This is a genomic window from Pseudomonas sp. PDM20 (genome assembly GCF_014852575.3).
GTDB lineage: Bacteria > Pseudomonadota > Gammaproteobacteria > Pseudomonadales > Pseudomonadaceae > Pseudomonas.
In genome coordinates this window covers 6,450,049-6,469,153 of record NZ_CM181224.1, presented here as the reverse complement: position 1 = coordinate 6,469,153, position 19,105 = coordinate 6,450,049, and the positions used below count along the sequence as shown (strand labels likewise).

The window sequence follows — 19,105 nt, the reverse complement described above, 5'->3', positions numbered from 1 at the left end:
GACAGGCCGCCGGGGTCGCGCCCGGCGCCTGAGCAACACCCGAATTCCTAACCGAACCGTTCGAGACGGCCGGTGAGACTGCCTAGGTAAGTCCGTCGCCCTCGATCCCCTGAAGACCCCTCAGGCCGGCTGCCGGAGCACCGCCGAGGGATAGAGGAGAAAGTCGATGACCGACCCGAAGAGAGCGCCACGTGATACCCGCGAATACCAGAAAGCGGACGCGGCCCACCACATCCATGCCTTCCTCGACCAGAAGGCGCTGAACGCCGAAGGCCCGCGCGTGATGGTGCGTGGCGAAGGCCTGCACCTCTGGGACAACGATGGCAACAAGTACATCGACGGCATGTCCGGCCTGTGGTGCACCAACCTGGGCTACGGGCGCAAGGACCTGACCGCCGCCGCCACCGCCCAGCTGGACGAGTTGCCGTACTACAACATGTTCTTCCACACCACCCACCCGGCGGTGATCGAGCTTTCCGAGACCCTCTTCAGCCTGCTGCCCGACCACTACAGCCACGCGATCTACACCAACTCCGGCTCCGAGGCCAACGAGGTGCTGATCCGCACCGTGCGTCGCTTCTGGCAGATCGAAGGCAAGCCGCAGAAGAAGATCATGATCGGCCGCTGGAACGGCTACCACGGCTCCACCCTGGCAGCCACCGCGCTGGGCGGCATGAAGTTCATGCACGAGATGGGCGGCCTGATCCCGGACATCGCGCACATCGACGAACCCTACTTCTTCGCCGCCGGCGGTGACCTGACCCCGGCCGAATTCGGCCGTCGCTGCGCCCTGCAGCTGGAAGAGAAGATCCTCGAGCTGGGCGCCGACAACGTCGCCGGCTTCATCGCCGAACCCTTCCAGGGCGCCGGCGGCATGATCTTCCCGCCGGAAAGCTACTGGCCGGAAATCCAGCGCATCTGCCGTCAGTACGACGTGCTGCTGTGCGCCGACGAAGTGATCGGCGGCTTCGGCCGTACCGGCGAGTGGTTCGCCCACCAGCACTTCGGCTTCCAGCCCGACACCCTGTCCATCGCCAAGGGCCTGACCAGCGGCTACATCCCCATGGGCGGCCTGGTGCTGAGCAAACGCATCGCCCAGGCGCTGGTGGAAGAGGGCGGCGTGTTCGCCCACGGCCTGACCTACTCCGGCCACCCGGTGGCGGCAGCGGTGGCGGTGGCCAACCTGCGTGCGCTGCGTGACGAGGGCTGGGTGAATGCGGTGAAGAACGACACCGGCCCGTACCTGCAGCAGTGCCTGCGTGAAGTCTTCGGCAACCACCCGCTGGTGGGCGACATCCAGGGCACCGGCTTTGTCGCTGCGCTGCAATTCGTCCAGGACAAGGCCACCCGCAAGCGCTTCGACAATGAAAACGACATCGCCTGGCGCTGCCGCACCATCGGCTTCGAGGAGGGCGTGATCATCCGCTCCACCCTTGGCCGCATGATCATGGCCCCGGCACTGGTCGCCGGCCGTGCCGAGATCGACGAACTGGTCGACAAGACCCGCCGCGCGGTGGATCGCACGGCCCAGGAAATCGGCGTGCTGTAAGGCGCCGGAGCCACCGGTAGGGCGCATAACGCGCCAGCGTTATCCGCCGTGGATTGACCGGCGGATAACCCGTTCCGGGTTATGCGCCCTACGGCTCCACGAATACCTGATAACAACGCCGCGAGCGCAAAGACGCCCGCGCGATGGAACCCTTTTGTCCGGCTTCTGGCCGGGAGTACTGCCCAGCAACACAACAACGCCAATCCGGCTGTGGGAGTCGTTCCATGAAAGTGTCCTTGCTCACGCGCATCTCCATCACCTGTGCCCTTGCTGCCGCTGTCGGCAGCGTTAATGCACAGCCCCAAAGCATCACCGTCATCTCCTTCGGCGGCGCCACCAAGGCGGCCCAGGAGCAGGCCTACTTCAAGCCCTTCGAGGCCAGCGGCGCCGGCAAGATCGTCGCCGGCGAGTACAACGGCGAGATGGCCAAGGTGAAGGCCATGGTCGATGTCGGCAAGGTCACCTGGGACGTGGTCGAGGTGGAAAGCCCCGAGCTGCTGCGCGGCTGCGAGGAAGGCCTGTTCGAACGCATCGACCCGGCGGCCATCGGCGACGAGAAGAACTTCGTCCCCGGCACCCTCAGCGAGTGCGGCGTGGCCACCTACGTCTGGTCCATGGTCATGGCCTACAACGGTGCCAAGGTCGCCAAGGCCCCGCAATCCTGGGCCGACTTCTGGAACACCGCCGAGTACCCGGGCAAGCGCGGCCTGCGCAAGGGCGCCAAGTACACCCTGGAGATCGCCCTGCTGGCCGACGGCGTGAAACAGGAAGATCTCTACAAGGTGCTCGGCACCAAGGAAGGTGTCGATCGCGCCTTCGCCAAGCTCGACCAGCTCAAGGGCAACATCCAGTGGTGGGAAGCCGGCGCGCAACCGCCGCAGTGGCTGGCCGCCGGTGACGTGGTGATGAGCGCCGCCTACAACGGCCGCATCGCCGCCGCGCAGAAGGAAGGCGTGAAGCTGGGCATCGTCTGGCCGGGCAGCCTGTACGACCCGGAATACTGGGCCGTGGTGAAGGGCACGCCGAACAAGGCGCTGGCCGAGAAGTTCATCGCCTTCGCCAGCCAGCCGCAAACCCAGAAGACCTTCTCCGAGAACATCCCCTACGGCCCGGTGCACAAGGGCACGCTGGACCTGCTGCCGGCGGACGTGCGCGACGCGCTGCCCACCGCGCCGGCCAACCTCGAAGGCGCCCGCTCGGTGGACGCGGCCTTCTGGGTCGACCACGGCGAAGAGCTCGAGCAGCGCTTCAACGCCTGGGCCGCCCGCTGATCCTTTCCTGATCCAAGCCCGGCGTCCGCGCCGGGCCTGCCTTGCCAACGACGCGTGAGAAACACAATGACAACGACGCAAAACCAGGCGACGACTCTGGAGCTGAGCACCATCCAGCCCATCGCCGCACACGAACGACACGGCCGCGCCCGCGACCTCTTCACCATCTGGTTCGGCAGCAACATCATGCTGTTGACCGTGGTCACCGGCGCCCTGGCGGTCACCGTGTTCAAGCTGCCGTTCTTCGCCGCCGTGCTGGCGCTGGTACTCGGCAACCTGGTGGGTGGCGTGTTCATGGCCCTGCACTCGGCCCAGGGTCCGCAGCTGGGCGTGCCGCAGATGGTGCAGACCCGCGGCCAGTTCGGCTCCTTCGGCTCCCTGCTGGTGGTCGCCCTGGTGGTGATCATGTACCTGGGCTTCTTCGCCTCGAACCTGGTGCTCGGCGGCCAGGCGCTGCACGCGCGCTTCGAGATGATCGGCACCAACACCGGCATCCTGCTGGTGGGCGCGATCAGCGTGATCGCCACGGTGTTCGGCTACCGCCTGATCCACGGCTACACCCGCGTGATGTCCTGGCTGTCCGGCGCTGTGCTGCTGGTCAGCTTCGTCTGGCTGGTGTTCGTCCACGGCCTGCCGGCGGACCTGCTTGAGCGCAACGAGAACAACATCCCCGGCTTCCTCGGCGCGCTGTCCATCGCCGCGCTGTGGCAATTGGCGTATGCGCCCTACGTATCCGACTACTCGCGCTACATGCCGCAGGGCACCGGTTCGCGCACCGCGTTCTGGTCGAGCTACTGGGGCTGCTGCCTGGGTTCGATCCTGCCGATGCTGCTGGGCGTGCTGGTCGGCCTGTCGGTGGGCGAGGGCGACGTCATCGCCGGCCTGATCGAGATGACCGGCGGCTTCAGCGCCATCATGGTCGCGGTTTTCTCCATCGGCATCGCCGCCACCAACTCGATGAACCTGTACTGCGGCACCCTCTCGGCCATCACCGTCGGCCAGACGCTGATTCCCGCCTGGTCGGCCAAGGCCGGCTGGCGCGCGGTGATTGCCCTGGCGCTGTTCGGCGGTTCGCTGACCATCGCCCTGCTCGGCCAGGACAACTTCATGGCCAACTACACCAACTTCATCCTGCTGCTGCTCTACGTGCTGGTGCCCTGGAGTGCGATCAACCTGGTCGACTACTACCTGATCGCCCATGGCGAGTACGACGTGCTGTCGTTCTTCCGGCGTGACGGCGGCATCTACGGCACCTTCAACTGGACAGCGGTGAACTGCTACATCCTCGGCATCCTGGTGCAGGTTCCGTTCATGTCCACCGCGCTCTACACCGGCGCCGCCGCGCAGGCCATGAACGGTGCGGACATCTCCTGGGTGGTCGGCCTGGGCGTGGTCTCGCCGGTCTACTGGCTGTTCAGCCGCAAGCGCCAGCGTGCCCTGAAGGCGGCCCGCGCATGAGTCGTCGTACCGGATTCTTCTTCGACGAGCGCTGCTTCTGGCACGCGACCGGGCTGCACGCGCTGATCCTTCCCGTCGGTGGCTGGTTGCAGCCGCCGGTGGGCGGCGGCCACGCCGAGTCGCCGGAGAGCAAGCGTCGGCTGAAAAGCCTGATGGATGTCTCCGGCCTGAGCAGCCAGCTGCACCTGTCCAGCGCGCCGCTGGCCAGCGAGGAAGATCTGCTGCGGGTGCACCCGGCCAGCTACCTGGAGCGCTTCAAGGCCTACAGCGAAGTCGGCCACGGCGACATGGGCGAGGAAACCATGGTCAGCCATGGCACCTACGACATCGCCCGGCAGTCCGCCGGCCTGACCATCGCCGCGGTGGATGCGGTGCTGCGCGGCGAGCTGGACAACGCCTACGCGCTGTCCCGTCCGCCGGGCCACCACTGCCTGCCGGATCGCGGCATGGGCTTCTGCTACCTGGCGAACATCGCCGTGGCGGTGGAGACGGCCAAGGCGCGCCACGGTATCAAGCGTGTGGCAGTGCTCGACTGGGACGTGCACCACGGCAACGGCACCGAGGCGATCTTCTACGGCCGCGACGACGTGCTGACCCTGTCGATCCACCAGGCCGACTGCTACCCCACCGGCACCGGTGCGGTGGGCGACATCGGCGAGGGCGCGGGCAAGGGCTACAACCTCAACGTGCCGCTGTATCCGGGCAGTGGTGACGACGCCTACCGTGTGGCCATGGAAACCCTCATCGTGCCGGCGCTGGAACGCTTCCAGCCCGAGCTGATCGTGGTTGCCAGCGGCTTCGACGCCAACGGCGTGGACCCGCTGGCGCGCATGCTCGCCCACAGCGAGACCTTCCGCTTCATGACCGCCGCCGTGCGCGACGCCGCCGAACGCCTGTGCGAAGGGCGTCTGGTGGTGGTGCACGAAGGCGGCTACGCGGAAGCCTACGTGCCGTTCTGCGGCCACGCGGTGATCGAGGAAATGGCCGGCGTGCGCACCGAAGTGGTCGATCCCTTCCTGCCGATGCTCGAAGGCCAGCAGCCCGACGCGGACTTCCGCGCCTTCCAGCGCCAGGCGCTGGAGCGGATGGCGGCGAAGCTGCTCGGCTGATGTTGCTAGAATGGGGCCTGGCGACGTAACGGCGGATAACCGCAAGCGGTTATTCGCCCTACGTTTCTACCGGGCCTGAGCGCGTGCGTAGGGCGCATAACGGCCCAAGCGTTATCCGCCGCTTGGCCGGATCATGACCGAAGCGGCTAGAGTGGGGGTTCCATCCAAAACAACGGATCGCGTCCCATGAAGTCCCTGTCCTTCCTCTTGCTCCTGCCCGCCAGCCAGCTGGTGTTCTCCGCGGCCGCCCAGGCCGCCGCCGACTGCGCCGACGCCCAGACCCAGGCCGAGATCAACGCTTGCACCGGCGCCGCCTACAAGGCCAGCGACAAGCGCCTCAACGACCTCTACGGGCAGTACCGCCAGCGCCTGGATGCCGGACAGAGGAAGGCCCTGACCGCCGCGCAGAAGGCCTGGCTGAACTACCGCGATCTCAGCTGCCAGTTCGAGACGGCCGGCGCCAAGGGTGGTTCGGGCTACCCCATGGCCTACAGCAATTGCCTGAAGGCCATGACCGACAACCGCATCAAGGAATTGCAGATGCTGTCCGACTGCCAGGAAGGCGACTTCAACTGCCCTGCGCCCAAGCCCTGATACTTGCAGGAGCAACGGTTCTTCCCCGGGTAGCTTCGTGTTTGCGCGTCCCCCTCACCCCAGCCCTCTCCCTCAGGGAGAGGGAGCAGACCGTGCCGGCTGAAGCTGCGGTTTCATCCTCCACCGCACGGTCCCCTCTCCCTTTGGGAGAGGGTTAGGGTGAGGGTCGACCTGAGCGGAGGAATATCTGGCAGGAACGGGCTCTAACCTGCGGGCAGAAAAAAAGGGAGCCTTGCGGCTCCCCTGGAGAGACGGCCGCGGAAGTGGAGTCGCGGCCGGGGGTTAAGCTGCGCTGTCAGGCTGCGCTGAACAGGCTGTGCGGGTCGATGACGAATTTCTTCGGCACGCCGGCATCGAACTCGCCATAGCCCTTGGGCGCCTGGTCGAGGGTGATGACTTCCACCCCGACGACGTCGGCGATCTTGATGCGGTCCCACATGATCGCCTGCATCAGCTGGCGGTTGTACTTCATCACCGGGGTCTGGCCGGTGTGGAAACTGTGCGACTTGGCCCAGCCCAGACCGAAGCGGATGCTCAGCGAGCCCTGCTTGGCGGCCGCGTCCACCGCGCCCGGGTCTTCGGTGACGTAGAGGCCCGGAATGCCGATCTTGCCGGCGACCCGCACCACCCCCATCAGCGAGTTCAGCACGGTGGCCGGAGCCTCGTGCTGCGATCCCGAATGCCCATGGCCACGGGCCTCGAAGCCCACCGCATCGACCGCGCAGTCCACTTCCGGCTCGCCCAGCAGATCGGCGATCTGCTCGTGCAGCGGAGTGTCCTTGGACAGGTCGGCGATCTCGAAGCCCTGGGCCTTGGCGTGGGCCAGGCGGGTCGGGTTGACGTCACCGACGATTACCACGGCCGCGCCCAGCAGGCGGGCCGAAGCGGCGGCGGCGAGACCGACCGGACCGGCGCCGGCGATGTACACGGTGCTGCCCGGACCGACGCCCGCCGTCACCGCACCGTGGTAGCCGGTGGGGAGGATGTCGGAGAGACAGGTCAGGTCGCGGATCTTCTCCATCGCCGCGTCGCGGTTGGGCAGGCGCAGCAGGTTGAAGTCAGCGTAGGGAACCATCACGTACTCGGCCTGGCCACCGACCCAGCCACCCATGTCGACGTAGCCATAGGCGCCGCCAGCGCGGGACGGGTTGACCGTCAGGCAGACGCCGGTGTGCTGCTCCTTGCAGGTGCGGCAGTGGCCGCAGGCGACGTTGAACGGCACCGAGACCAGGTCGCCGATCTTCATGGTTTCCACGCCACGGCCGATCTCCACCACCTCGCCGGTGATTTCGTGGCCCAGCACCAGGCCTTCGGGCGCTGTGGTACGGCCACGGACCATGTGCTGGTCGGAGCCGCAGATGTTGGTGGAAACGACGCGCAGGATCACCCCGTGGTCGATCTGCTTGCCCTGCGGGTCCTGCATCTTCGGATAGGGGATGTTCTGAACTTCGACCTTGCCCGGGCCGAGATAAACCACACCACGATTGCCAGACATACGCATTCCTCATTGTGTTTGTGGGTACAAAGGCGGGCCTCGCGGCTCGCGGTTCTGCACTGGGATGTCGTGTGTTGCGCGACAGGGCCGGGGATTGGCAGCCGGTGATCTGTCGGTGTTGCTCGGTGCTTGGGAGAGGGCGCTTTATCGCGAACGCCACAGTCCAGGTCGGAACGTAGGGCGGATGAGCTCCATCCATCCGCCGTTCGGGTGTCATGGCGGCTCCTACAGCACCACCGTCCGGTTGGCGTTCAGGAAGACGCGTTTCTCGATGTGGTAGCCCACGGCTTTCGCCAGGGTCAGGCACTCCACGTCGCGGCCCTTGGCGATCAGGTCCTCGGGGTAGTGGGAGTGGTCCACGGGCTCGACGCCCTGGGCGATGATCGGGCCCTCGTCGAGGTCGTTGTTGATGTAGTGGGCGGTGGCGCCGACCAGCTTCACACCCTTCTGGTAGGCCTGGTGGTAGGGCTTGGCGCCCTTGAAACCGGGCAGCAGCGAGTGGTGGATGTTGATCGCCCAGCCGTCCAGGCGGCGGCACAGCTCGGGGGACAGCACCTGCATGTAGCGGGCGAGGATCACCAGTTCGGCGCCGGTTTCCTCGATCACCTGCCAGACCTTCGCCTCCTGCGCTCCCTTGTCGTTGGGGTCGAGGGCGAAGTGGTGGTAGGGGATGTCGTGCCAGCGCGCCAGCGGTTCCAGGTCCGGGTGGTTGGAGACCACCGCCACCACGTCCATCGGCAACTGGCCGATGCGCTGGCGGTAGAGCAGGTCGTTCAGGCAGTGGTCGGCCTTGGAGACCATGATCACCACCTTGCTGCGGTAGCCCGGCGGGGTCAGTTCGACATTCATCTGGAAGGGCGAAACGCGGTCGGCGAGGCCGGCGCGGAAGGCCGCTTCGTCGAAGCCGTCGCCGGCGCGGAACTCGATGCGGATGAAGAAGCGCTGCGCCAGGCGGTCGTCGAAGGAGTGGTGCTCGGTGACGTAGCAGCTCTGTTCGAACAGGTAGCGCGTGACCACGTCCACCGTGCCCAGCAGGCTCGGGCTGTCGGCGGTAAGGATCCAGGTTTCGGGGGTGCGGCTCATGGTCTGACTCCGAAGGATTTCCCCCCGCCGGTGCGGCAGGGGGAATCGACGCCTGTTACGCCGCTACCTGCAGGCCGTACTCGGCGCAGGCGTCCTGCAGCCACAGCCAGAAGTAGTCGGAGAAGCTGCGGCGCACCACCAGCTCCCAGGTGTGCTCGCCGGTATGGCGGATCACCAGCTGGGACTTGGCGAAGTTCGTGCCGATAGCCTTGCCCACCGGGAAGTTGCTCGGGTGCACGTCGTAGCCGGTGGACTTCATCAGCACTTCGCGGACCTTCGCGCCTTCGAGCTCCAGCAGGGTCTGCCCGCCGCTGACGTTGATCACCGAGTAGTGCAGTTCTTCGCCCAGCGCGTCGCGCAGGCGCTGTTCGACGGCGAACTCCTCGCCGCCGGGGACGATCAGCAGCCACTCGTCCGGGCCGAGCCACTGCAGCGAGGTTTCGCCCTTGGCCACCAGGCCCAGGGCCACCGGCAGCTCCAGGCCCAGGGCCTTGTGCACGCCGCCGGCGAAGGCCGGGTCGTGGGCATCGCCACGCAGGGTCAGGTGGCCGAGGAACTTCTTCTCGCGCAGGGTCACGCCGGCGTTGGCCACCTTGCGCGCGGCGAGCTTGTCCAGCTCGGCGTGGTGCAGGGGCGACTCGGCCTGGATGCCGTCTTCGGGGCGTTGCTGGTAGAGGTTGGCTTTGCTCATGTTCTGTTCACCTTGGGGCGCGTTGCGCCTGGAAATCGGTCAGCCCGCTCCGTGTGGGGAGCGGGCGCGAGGGATCAATCCACGTTCTGCCGTTCGCCTTTCGGGTCGTAGAACACCGAGCTGCAGATTTCCGCCTCGATCACCCGGCCGTCCGCCAGCGGGGCATAGACCTTCTCGCCCAGGCGCTTGATGCCGCCCTTCACCACCGCCAGGGCAAAGCTGTAGCCCAGGCTGCTGCTCATGTAGCTGGAGGTGACGTGGCCGACCATGGTCGCGGGGATGCTGTGCTGCGGGGTGAACAGCAGTTGCGCGCCCTCGGGCAGCAGGTCCATCGGGTTGGTGGGCTTGAGACCAACCAGCTGCTTGCGGTCTTCGCGCTGGCAGTCGGCGCGGTTCATGCCGCGCCAGCCGATCCAGGAGAACGGCTTGGTGCGACCCACCGCCCAACCCATGTTCAGGTCGTCCGGGGTGACCGAGGCATCGGTGTCCTGGCCGACGATGATGAAGCCCTTCTCGGCGCGCAGGACGTGCATGGTCTCGGTGCCGTATGGCGTCAGGTTGTACTTGGCGCCGGCGGCGACGATGGCCTCCAGCACACCCATGGCGTAGTTGGCCTGGATGTTCACCTCGTACGACAGCTCGCCGGTGAAGGAGATGCGGAACACCCGCGCCGGCACGCCGGCGACCTTGCCTTCCTTCCAGGTCATGAAGGGGAAGGCGTCCTTGTCCAGGTCGATGTCGGTGACTTCGGCCAGCAGCTTGCGGCTGTTGGGGCCGGACAGGGTGAGGGTGGCCCAGTGGTCGGTGACCGAGGTGAAGTACACCTTCAGTTCCGGCCATTCGGTCTGGTGGTACAGCTCCAGCCACTCCATGACGCGCGCGGCGCCGCCGGTGGTGGTGGTCATGACGAAGTGGTTGTCCGCCAGGCACGCGGTGACGCCATCGTCGAAGACCATGCCGTCTTCCTTGCACATCAGGCCGTAGCGGGCCTTGCCCACATCCAGCTTGGTCCAGGCGTTGGTGTAGACGCGGTTGAGGAACTCGCGGGCGTCCGGGCCCTGGATGTCGATCTTGCCCAGGGTCGAGGCGTCCAGCAGGCCGACCGAATCGCGCACGGCGCGGCACTCGCGGGCCACGGCGGCGTGCATGTCTTCGCCGCGCTTGGGGAAGTACCACGGGCGCTTCCACTGGCCGACGTCCTCGAACTCGGCGCCGTTCTTCACGTGCCAGGCGTGCAGCGCGGTGAAGCGCACCGGTTCGAACAGGTGGCCGCAGTGACGGCCGGCGACCGCGCCGAAGGTCACCGGGGTGTAGTTCGGGCGGAACATGGTGGTGCCGGTGTCGGCGATGCTCTTGCCCTGGGCGCGGGCGGCGATGGCCAGGCCGTTGATGTTGCCCAGCTTGCCCTGGTCGGTGCCGAAGCCCAGCGCGGTGTAGCGCTTGACGTGCTCGATGGACTCGAAGCCCTCGCGGCAGGCCAGTTCGATGGCGGCGGCGGTGACGTCGTTCTGGGTGTCGACGAACTGCTTGGGCGCCCGCGCCGTGGTTTTCTCGTGGGGCACCTGGAACAGCGCGAGAGTGGCGTCCTCGGCGCGCTCGGCAACCACCGGCAGCTCGCCTTCGACGGACTTGAAGCCGCCGTCGACAGCGGCCTGGCTGCCGGCCTGGTAGCCATCAGCCAGGGCGTCGGCGAGGCGGAACACGCCGTTCACCGCGCCGGCGCAGAGGCGCTTCTGGAAGGCGAGGCCGGGAACGAAGGCGAGGATGTCCTCGCGCCATTCCGGCTTGCCGCCCAGGTGCGAAGCCAGGTGCACCACCGGGCTGTAGCCGCCGGAGCTGGCGATGAGGTCGCAGTCCAGCCACTCACCGGGCGCATTGACCTTGTGGCGGAAGGTGTCGATGGAGGCGACCTTCGCACCGGTCACGCGTTTGCTGCCGCGTGCCTCGATCACTGCGCTGCCGGTGATGACCCGCATGCCGCGCTTGCGCGCTTCCTCGACCCATTCGCCGCGCGGATTGGGGCGGGCGTCGGCGATGGCGACCACCTGCAGACCGGCTTCCTGCCAGTCCAGGGCGACGCGGTAGGCGTAGTCGTTGTTGGTGGACAGCACCAGTTTCTTGCCCGGTGCCACGCCATAGCGGCGGACATAGGTGGAGACAGCGCCGGCGAGCATGTTGCCCGGCACGTCGTTGTTGCCATACACCAGCGGGCGCTCGTGGGCGCCGGCGGCGAGCACCACGCGGTTGGCGCGGACCCGGTGTACGCGCATGCGTACCTGGCCCAGCGGAGCGGTCTCGCCGATATGGTCAGTGCGGCGCTCGTGAATGGTGAGGAAGTTGTGGTCGTGGTAGCCGTTGACCGTGGAGCGCGGCAGCAGGATCACGTCCGGGTTGCCTTGCAGCTCGGCGATGGCCTTGGCCACCCACTCCTCGGCCGGCTTGCCGTCGAGGGTCTCGCGGGTGTCGAGCAGACTGCCGCCGAACTCTTCCTGTTCATCGGCGAGGATTACCCGCGCACCGCTGCGCGAGGCGGCCAGGGCTGCGGCGAGGCCGGCGGGGCCGGCGCCGACGATCAGCACGTCGGCGTGGTGGTTCATCCAGTCGTAGCTGTCCGGGTCCACTTCGGTGGGCGCACGACCCAGGCCGGCGGCCTTGCGGATGTACTTTTCGTAGGTCAGCCACATGGACTGCGGGTACATGAAGGTCTTGTAGTAGAAGCCGGGCGGCATCAGCTTGCCGCCGACCTTGCCGAAGATCCCCATGAGGTCGTTCTGCACGTTCGGCCAGCCGTTGGTGGCGGTCGCCACCAGGCCGCTGTACAGGGCCTGCTGGGTGGCGCGCACGTTGGGCACCTGGGTGGATTCGCGCGAGCCGATCTGCAGGATGGCGTTGGGCTCTTCGGCGCCGGCGGCGACGATCCCGCGCGGGCGCGAGTACTTGAAGCTGCGGCCGAGGATGTCGACGCCGTTGGCCAGCAGGGCGGCGGCCAGGGTGTCACCGGCGAAGCCCTGGTAGCTCTGGCCGTTGAAGCTGAAGGTCAGCGGCTTGTTGCGGTCGATGCGACCGCCACGGGACAGGCGATTGATCTGGCTCATTAGGCCTTCTCCACGGCGGGCTGGACGGCGGATTTCTTCTCGGATTCGGCGCTGATGCTTGGTTTTTCGCCGATCTTGTAGGTTTCCAGGATTTCGTAGGTCACGGTGTGGCGGGTGACGTTGAAGTACTGGCGGCAGCCGGCGGCGTGCACCCACAGCTCGTGGTGGATGCCGCGCGGGTTATCGCGGAAGAACATGTACTCGCCCCACTCGGCGTCGGTGCAGGCAGCCGGGTCGAGCGGGCGCGGGATGTGCGCCTGGCCCTTGGCGTGGAATTCCTCTTCGGAACGCAGCTCGCCGCAATGAGGGCAGAAGATATTCAGCATGGTTTTTGCCCTCTTAGTGCGCGACGGCGGCAGCGCCGTGTTCGTCGATCAGCGCGCCGGTGTGGAAGCGTTCGATGGAGAAGGGCGCGGCCAGCGGATGCGGCTCGCCCTTGGCGAGGGTGGCGGCGAAGACATTGCCCGAGCCGGGGGTGGCCTTGAAGCCGCCGGTGCCCCAGCCGCAGTTGAAGAACAGGTTCTTCACCGGGGCCTTGCCGATGATCGGGCAGGCGTCCGGGGTGGTGTCGACGATGCCGCCCCACTGGCGGTTCATGCGCACGCGCGAGAGCACCGGGAACATCTCGACGATGGCCTGCAGGGTGTGCTCGATGACCGGGTAGGAGCCGCGCTGGCCGTAGCCGTTGTAGCCGTCGATGCCGGCACCGATGACCAGGTCGCCCTTGTCCGACTGGCTGATGTAGCCGTGCACGGCGTTGGACATGATCACGCTGTCGATGATGGGTTTCAGCGGCTCGGAAACCAGTGCCTGCAGCGGGTGCGATTCGATCGGCAGGCGGAAGCCGGCGAGCTTGGCCATGTGCCCGGAGTTACCGGCGGTGACCACGCCGACGCGCTTGGCGCCGATGAAGCCGCGGTTGGTCTCGACGCCGATGACGGCGCCGTCCTGCTTGCGGAAGCCGATCACTTCGGTCTGCTGGATCAGGTCCACACCGAGGGCATCGGCGGCGCGGGCGAAGCCCCAGGCCACGGCATCGTGGCGGGCCACGCCGCCGCGACGCTGCACGGTGGAACCCATGACCGGGTAGCGGGCGCTTTTGGTGCAGTTCAGGTAGGGAATCTCTTCGGCCACCTGCTGGGCATTGAGCAGCTCGCCGTCGACGCCGTTGAGGCGGTTGGCGCTCACGCGGCGTTCGCCGTCACGCATGTCCTGCAGGGTGTGGCAGAGGTTGTAGACCCCGCGCTGGGAGAACATGACGTTGTAGTTGAGGTCCTGGGACAGGCCTTCCCACAGCTTCATGGCGTGTTCGTAGAGCAGCGCCGACTCGTCCCACAGGTAGTTGGAACGCACGATGGTGGTGTTGCGCGCGGTGTTGCCGCCACCCAGCCAGCCCTTCTCGACCACCGCGACGTTGGTGATGCCGTGCTCCTTGGCCAGGTAATAGGCCGTGGCCAGGCCGTGCCCGCCGCCGCCGACGATGACCACGTCGTAGACCTGCTTGGGCGTGGGCGTGCGCCACATGCGCTGCCAGTTCTCGTGGTGGCTCAGGGAATGCTTGAACAGGCCGAAGCCGGAGTAGCGTTGCATGGGGTGCTCCTGATTGTTCTTGTCGCCGTGGCTGCTCTTTGTAGGAGCGAGCTTGCTCGCGAATGAGTTGTCGGGATCGCGAGCAAGCTCGCTCCTACAGACGGCTGAAATTTCTCAACGGTAGACCGGGAAGTCCGCGCACAGGCCCGCGACCTGGGTGGCCACCTTGGCCTCCACGTCGGCGTCGCCCAGGTGGTCCAGCACGTCGCTGATCCAGCCGGCCAGCTCGCGGCATTGTTCTTCCTTCAGGCCACGGGTAGTCACCGCCGGGGTGCCGATGCGGATGCCGGAGGTGACGAACGGGCTCTGCGGATCGTTCGGCACGGCGTTCTTGTTCACCGTGATGCCGACACGGCCCAGGGCGGCGTCCGCTTCCTTGCCGGTCAGGCCCTGCTTCACCAGGCTGATCAGCATCAGGTGGTTGTCGGTGCCACCGGAGACCACGTCGTAGCCGCGCTCGATGAACACCGAAGCCATGGCCTGGGCGTTCCTGATCACCTGGGCCTGGTAGTCCTTGAAGCCGGGCTCCAGCGCCTCCTTGAAGCACACCGCCTTGGCGGCGATCACGTGCATCAGCGGGCCGCCCTGGGCGCCGGGGAAGACGGCGGAGTTGAGCTTCTTCTCGATCTCTTCGTTGGATTTCGCCAGGATCAGGCCGCCGCGCGGACCGCGCAGGGTCTTGTGGGTGGTGGTGGTAACCACGTCGGCGTAGGGCAGCGGGTTCGGGTACAGACCGGCGGCAACCAGGCCGGCGACGTGGGCCATGTCGACGAACAGCAGCGCCCCGACCTTGTCGGCGATGGCGCGGAAGCGCGGGAAGTCGAGGGTCTTGGAGTAGGCGGAGAAGCCGGCGACGATCATCTTCGGCTTGTGCTCCACGGCCAGGCGCTCGACTTCGTCGTAGTCGATCAGCCCGGTGTCGGTGTTCAGGCCGTACTGCACTGCGTTGTAGAGCTTGCCCGAGGACGACACCTTGGCACCGTGGGTCAGGTGGCCGCCGTGGGCCAGGCTCATGCCCAGGATGGTGTCGCCGGCATTGATCAGCGCCAGGTACACGGCGGAGTTGGCCGAGGAGCCCGAGTGCGGCTGGACGTTGGCGTAGTCGGCGCCGAACAGCTGCTTGGCGCGATCGATGGCCAGCTGCTCGACTTTATCCACATGCTCGCAGCCACCGTAGTAACGCTTGCCCGGATAACCTTCGGCGTACTTGTTGGTCAGCCCGCTGCCCTGAGCCTGCATGACGCGCTTGCTGGTGTAGTTCTCCGAAGCGATCAGCTCGAGGTGGTCCTCCTGGCGCGCTTCCTCGGCATCCATCGCCGCGAGCAGTTCGTCGTCATAACCCTGGATCTGGTCTTGCTTGCTGAACATCGCTGGTCTCCCTGCGGCGCGGTGGGGCGCCATGGCTGGTGCGGGGCGCGAGCTGGCCCCCTTGGAAGCGATGGTATGACTGGCCCCGTCAGCCCAGATGCCTGCGCACGTCGCGGGTAGGTGCGTTTGCGACATGCCGTGAACGGCGCAAAAGCGACCGCGTGCGTGGAATTGCACGCGACGGCTGGTCAGAATGCGACATGCCCGCGCCAGGACGGCGCGGCCCGCGGAGCCCTGCCCGATGAAGCGCTTCTTCTTATGTGGTTCGCTGTGCCTTGCGCTGCTGGCGCCGGCTTTGTCGGCCTGGGGCATGTCGCGCCTGTTCGACGGCGACGCGCGGGTCTGGGTGCAGGGCCGGACGCTGTGCTTCGGCGGCGCGGCATTCAAGTCGCCCGGCCTGTTCTTCAACCGCACGCGGCAGGTGGATGAACGGCAAGTGGCCGTATATTCCATCGAAGTCGCCCGCCAGCCTTACGAGCCGTTCTGGTCGTCGGCCAGCATCGAACCGACCCAGGGTGTACCGCTGCGCAGCGAGACCTGCTTCGCCTATGGCCAGGCCATCACCGGCTTCCGCGAGAAAGTCCCGGCACGGGCCCTGGAGCCTGGCCTGTACAACGTCACCCTCGGCGGGCGCGACAGTGCCGGGGACGGCCAGCGGGCGACCTTCATGAAGACCTTCTGCCTGGAAGCACGCGGCGCCGGGGTGGCGGTGATCGATGCCGGCTATGACGAGAAGCAGGGGCGCTGGGTCTGCAACCCCCCGCAATGAAGCTGCCGATAGGAACCGCTGGGCCAAGGGACTAAACTGCGCCCCTCACGAAATGCGAGGACGCCATGAACCGTTCCCTGACTCTGCTTTCCGCCCTGCTGCTCACCGCGACACTGCAGGGCTGTGGTGACGACAGCAAACCCGCCAAGGCCGACGCGCCCGAAGCTGCCGGCACCGCCGCCGCGGCCACCCCGGCGGGCGACAGCTGCACCGGCCATGTACTGGAGAAGGCGCTGCCGCCGACCAAGGCCGTCTACGGCTATCCCTACCTGTCCCGCGAGTGCGGCTACGACGACGCCACCATCGTCTACGGCAAGGCCGATGGCAGCCAGCATCTGGTCGTGACCCTGACCGACACCGGCCTGCCGGCGCCGGGCGCCGACCAGCAGGGCGAGGCCGCCAGGCAGTACCTGGCCGCCCAGGCCAAGCTGCGCGACACCACCGCCAAGAACGTCTCGCTGCTCAACCAGGCCCGCCAGGCCGCGCTGCAGAACGGCACCGCCGCACAGTTCGGCGGCGAGCAGTACCTGCCGGTGATCGACAGCACCCGCATGGGCGACCCGCTGGCCATCAGCGTGCCGGGCCCGGACGACAAGGCCGGAGAATCCAGCCTGACCGGCCTGATCAAGGGCCGCTACGTGCTCAACATGACCTCGCCGGACAAGCCCAACGGCGGCACCGCCCAGTCCCTGCGCGAGCTGTTCGTGCCGATCTCCGAGCAGATGGCGCTGACCAAGCTGCCCTGATCGATCAAGAGAGTTCTGACAGGGGTTCGTCCCACTTTCTGATCCTCCACCGTGCCTAGTTCTTAGGAAAATTCCCGGCGTCGTTAATTACCCCAAACGCCGGGAAGAGGTGGAGGACCATGAATTTCAAGACGAGAGGCCTGCCTGTATTCCTGGCGGCCCTGCTGTCGCTTTCCGTGCAGGCGACGCAGATGCCGGCGCCGGTCCATGAAGTCAAAGCCTACAGCGGCGCCGACGGCGTCAAGGTGTGGGTGGAGCAGATCGGGCCTCGCCGGGCCAACATGTTTCTGGTGCGCATTGGCGGCGTCGATCATGCCTGGAACATGCGCATTCACCGGATGGATGGGCTGAGCCTGCTGGATGAGTCGCTGTTCAAGCTCCATTCCCGGCGGGAGGAGCCTGTTGCCCTGGTGCTGCGTGGCGAGTGTGGCGAAGTGATGCTCCCCGGCGAGCGCAGCGGCCGCAAGGTCTGCTACGACCAGGGACTCTCCGAGACCCAGGATGCCCAGCAGTTCGTGACGTCCTACGTGAACCAGCGCATGTAAGACCGGCGGGTGCACGAGAGGCGGGGATTTCGCTACGCTGCTGACTGACTTTCCGTGCAGTTCCGAGGCAGCGCCATGACCGACAACACCCAACAGTTCGCCAGTGACAACTACTCCGGCATCTGCCCCGAAGCCTGGGCGGCCATGGCCGAAGCCAACCGCGGTCACGAACGCGCCTACGGCGACGACCAGTGGACCGCCCGCGCCTCTGATTATTTCCGCGAACTGTTCGAGACCGACTGCGAAGTCTTCTTCGCCTTCAACGGCACCGCGGCCAACTCCCTGGCCCTGGCGGCGCTGTGCCAGAGCTACCACAGCGTGATCTGCGCCGAGACCGCCCACGTCGAGACCGACGAGTGCGGCGCGCCGGAGTTCTTCTCCAACGGCTCCAAGCTGCTGCTGGCGCGCACCGACGCCCAGGGCAAGCTGACCCCGGAGGCGATCCGTGAGATCGCCCTCAAGCGCCAGGACATCCACTACCCGAAGGCGCGCGTGGTCACCATCACCCAAGCCACCGAGGTCGGCACCGTCTACCGCCCGGACGAGTTGCAGGCGCTCAGTGCTACCTGCCGCGAGCTGGGCCTGCACCTGCACATGGATGGCGCGCGGTTCTCCAACGCCTGCGCTTTCCTTGGCGCGACCCCGGCCGAGCTGACCTGGAAGGCCGGCGTCGAAGTGCTCTGCTTCGGCGGCACCAAGAACGGCATGGCGGTGGGCGAGGCCATCCTGTTCTTCAACCGCGAACTGGCCGAAGGCTTCGACTACCGCTGCAAGCAGGCCGGCCAGCTGGCCTCGAAGATGCGCTTCCTCGCCGCGCCCTGGGTCGGCGTGCTGCAGGATGACGCCTGGATGCACTACGCCAGCCACGCCAACCGCTGTGCACAACTGCTGGCCGAGCGCGTCGCCGACGTGCCGGGTGTACAGCTTATGTTCCCGGTGGAAGCCAACGGCGTGTTCCTGCAGATGTCCGAGCCTGCCCTGGAAGCCCTGCGCCAGCTGGGTTGGCGCTTCTACACCTTCATCGGCGCCGGCGGCGCGCGCTTCATGTGCTCGTGGGATACCGAGATCGCCCGCGTCGAGGAGCTGGCGGCCGACATTCGTAGGGTGATGGGCGCCTGAGCCTGAGTTGTCCCCAGGCGCTGGGGACGGTTGCTCGCGCAACCTGTCCCCAACCTGTGGATGAATGCCTGCAAGGCGCGGTTGGTGTGGCTTGCGCTGATGTGATCAAAGTTTGATCAAGTGTGCCCCCCTCACCCTCTCCCAGGGGGAGAGGGGACTGTTCGGAGCAGGATGGAACCGAGCTTTCAGCCGGCACGGACTGCTCCCTCTCCCTGAGGGAGAGGGCTGGGGTGAGGGGGGAAGCCCTGGCACGGATTTATCGGACGCGTAGGGCGTGAGACCGCCGCTTATACCCGCACCGCCGTACCGCTCACGCTGACCATCAGCATGCTGCCGTTCTGCCCCACGACCTCGTAATCCAGGTCGATGCCGACCACGGCATTGGCGCCCAGCTCCTGCGCGCGCTCCTGCAGCTCCTCGAAGGCGATCTCCCGCGCCCTGCCCAGTTCCTTCTCGTACGCCCCGGAGCGGCCGCCAATGATGTCGCGCAGGCCGGCGAACAGATCGCGGAACACGTTCGCGCCGAGGATCGCCTCGCCGACCACGATGCCGCGGTATTCCTGGATGGTCTTGCCCTCGATGGTGGGCGTGGTGGTCAGGATCATGGGATTGGCTCCTCTGCT

Annotated in this window: 17 protein-coding genes; 9 read left to right on the top strand and 8 right to left on the bottom strand. The window is 66.7% G+C overall.

Going from position 1 to position 19,105, the window contains the following annotated elements; translation table 11 throughout:
* Positions 1-166 precede the first annotated feature (166 nt).
* From IB261_RS29740 to IB261_RS29720, 5 genes are all read left to right on the top strand, one after another.
* Positions 167-1,549 (top strand): aspartate aminotransferase family protein, encoded by a 1,383-nt coding sequence (locus IB261_RS29740; RefSeq protein WP_138213622.1) that lies wholly within the window; start codon positions 167-169, stop codon positions 1,547-1,549.
* 224 nt (positions 1,550-1,773) lie between these two features.
* Positions 1,774-2,820, top strand: coding sequence for a gamma-aminobutyric acid-binding protein (locus tag IB261_RS29735; RefSeq protein WP_151188765.1), 1,047 nt, complete (start codon positions 1,774-1,776; stop codon positions 2,818-2,820).
* A 66-nt stretch (positions 2,821-2,886) separates the two neighbouring features.
* The gene (locus IB261_RS29730) at positions 2,887-4,278 is read left to right on the top strand and encodes a purine-cytosine permease family protein (RefSeq protein ID WP_192210525.1); all 1,392 of its coding nucleotides are present in this window, start codon (positions 2,887-2,889) and stop codon (positions 4,276-4,278) included.
* The gene (locus IB261_RS29725; protein WP_192383546.1) at positions 4,275-5,387 is read left to right on the top strand and encodes a histone deacetylase-like amidohydrolase; all 1,113 of its coding nucleotides are present in this window, start codon (positions 4,275-4,277) and stop codon (positions 5,385-5,387) included. Before IB261_RS29730 ends, IB261_RS29725 begins: the two co-directional genes overlap by 4 nt.
* Before the next feature lie 186 nt (positions 5,388-5,573).
* Entirely contained in the window at positions 5,574-5,981 is a 408-nt protein-coding gene (locus IB261_RS29720) for a lysozyme inhibitor LprI family protein (RefSeq protein ID WP_192383547.1), read from the top strand.
* Between the two features lie 295 nt (positions 5,982-6,276).
* On the opposite strand, the gene fdhA is transcribed toward IB261_RS29720, so the two are convergent.
* The 7 genes from fdhA to glyA form a co-directional block, all read right to left on the bottom strand.
* Complete coding sequence (fdhA, locus tag IB261_RS29715) at positions 6,277-7,476, bottom strand: formaldehyde dehydrogenase, glutathione-independent (RefSeq protein WP_081519115.1); 1,200 nt, start codon at positions 7,474-7,476, stop codon at positions 6,277-6,279.
* Between the two features lie 225 nt (positions 7,477-7,701).
* A complete protein-coding gene (locus IB261_RS29710; RefSeq protein ID WP_192383548.1) occupies positions 7,702-8,559 on the bottom strand; it encodes a formyltetrahydrofolate deformylase in 858 nt (285 codons plus the stop codon).
* Positions 8,560-8,614: 55 nt separating this feature from the next.
* The gene (locus tag IB261_RS29705) at positions 8,615-9,250 is read right to left on the bottom strand and encodes a sarcosine oxidase subunit gamma (protein WP_192383549.1); all 636 of its coding nucleotides are present in this window, start codon (positions 9,248-9,250) and stop codon (positions 8,615-8,617) included.
* A 74-nt stretch (positions 9,251-9,324) separates the two neighbouring features.
* Entirely contained in the window at positions 9,325-12,345 is a 3,021-nt protein-coding gene (locus IB261_RS29700) for a sarcosine oxidase subunit alpha (protein ID WP_192383550.1), read from the bottom strand.
* The gene (locus IB261_RS29695) at positions 12,345-12,671 is read right to left on the bottom strand and encodes a sarcosine oxidase subunit delta (protein WP_081519119.1); all 327 of its coding nucleotides are present in this window, start codon (positions 12,669-12,671) and stop codon (positions 12,345-12,347) included. Before IB261_RS29695 ends, IB261_RS29700 begins: the two co-directional genes overlap by 1 nt.
* Before the next feature lie 13 nt (positions 12,672-12,684).
* Positions 12,685-13,935, bottom strand: coding sequence for a sarcosine oxidase subunit beta (locus IB261_RS29690; protein WP_081519120.1), 1,251 nt, complete (start codon positions 13,933-13,935; stop codon positions 12,685-12,687).
* Positions 13,936-14,049: 114 nt separating this feature from the next.
* Entirely contained in the window at positions 14,050-15,303 is a 1,254-nt protein-coding gene (glyA, locus tag IB261_RS29685; RefSeq protein ID WP_081519121.1) for a serine hydroxymethyltransferase, read from the bottom strand.
* Between the two features lie 241 nt (positions 15,304-15,544).
* Here glyA and IB261_RS29680 point away from each other — a divergent pair, with 241 nt between their 5' ends.
* The 4 genes from IB261_RS29680 to IB261_RS29665 all read left to right on the top strand — a co-directional run bounded on the left by IB261_RS29680 (position 15,545) and on the right by IB261_RS29665 (position 18,482).
* Positions 15,545-16,072 (top strand): hypothetical protein, encoded by a 528-nt coding sequence (locus IB261_RS29680; protein WP_081519122.1) that lies wholly within the window; start codon positions 15,545-15,547, stop codon positions 16,070-16,072.
* Positions 16,073-16,137: 65 nt separating this feature from the next.
* The gene (locus IB261_RS29675; RefSeq protein WP_081519123.1) at positions 16,138-16,818 is read left to right on the top strand and encodes a hypothetical protein; all 681 of its coding nucleotides are present in this window, start codon (positions 16,138-16,140) and stop codon (positions 16,816-16,818) included.
* Positions 16,819-16,937: 119 nt separating this feature from the next.
* Positions 16,938-17,363 carry a hypothetical protein gene (locus IB261_RS29670; RefSeq protein ID WP_192383551.1) on the top strand — a complete coding sequence of 142 codons (426 nt, stop codon included), beginning with the start codon at positions 16,938-16,940 and terminating at the stop codon, positions 17,361-17,363.
* 75 nt (positions 17,364-17,438) lie between these two features.
* Positions 17,439-18,482 carry a threonine aldolase family protein gene (locus IB261_RS29665; RefSeq protein ID WP_081519125.1) on the top strand — a complete coding sequence of 348 codons (1,044 nt, stop codon included), beginning with the start codon at positions 17,439-17,441 and terminating at the stop codon, positions 18,480-18,482.
* Between the two features lie 287 nt (positions 18,483-18,769).
* Here the strand turns inward: IB261_RS29665 and IB261_RS29660 are convergent, their stop codons facing one another.
* Entirely contained in the window at positions 18,770-19,087 is a 318-nt protein-coding gene (locus IB261_RS29660) for a heavy metal-binding domain-containing protein (RefSeq protein WP_192383552.1), read from the bottom strand.
* Positions 19,088-19,105: the final 18 nt, after the last annotated feature.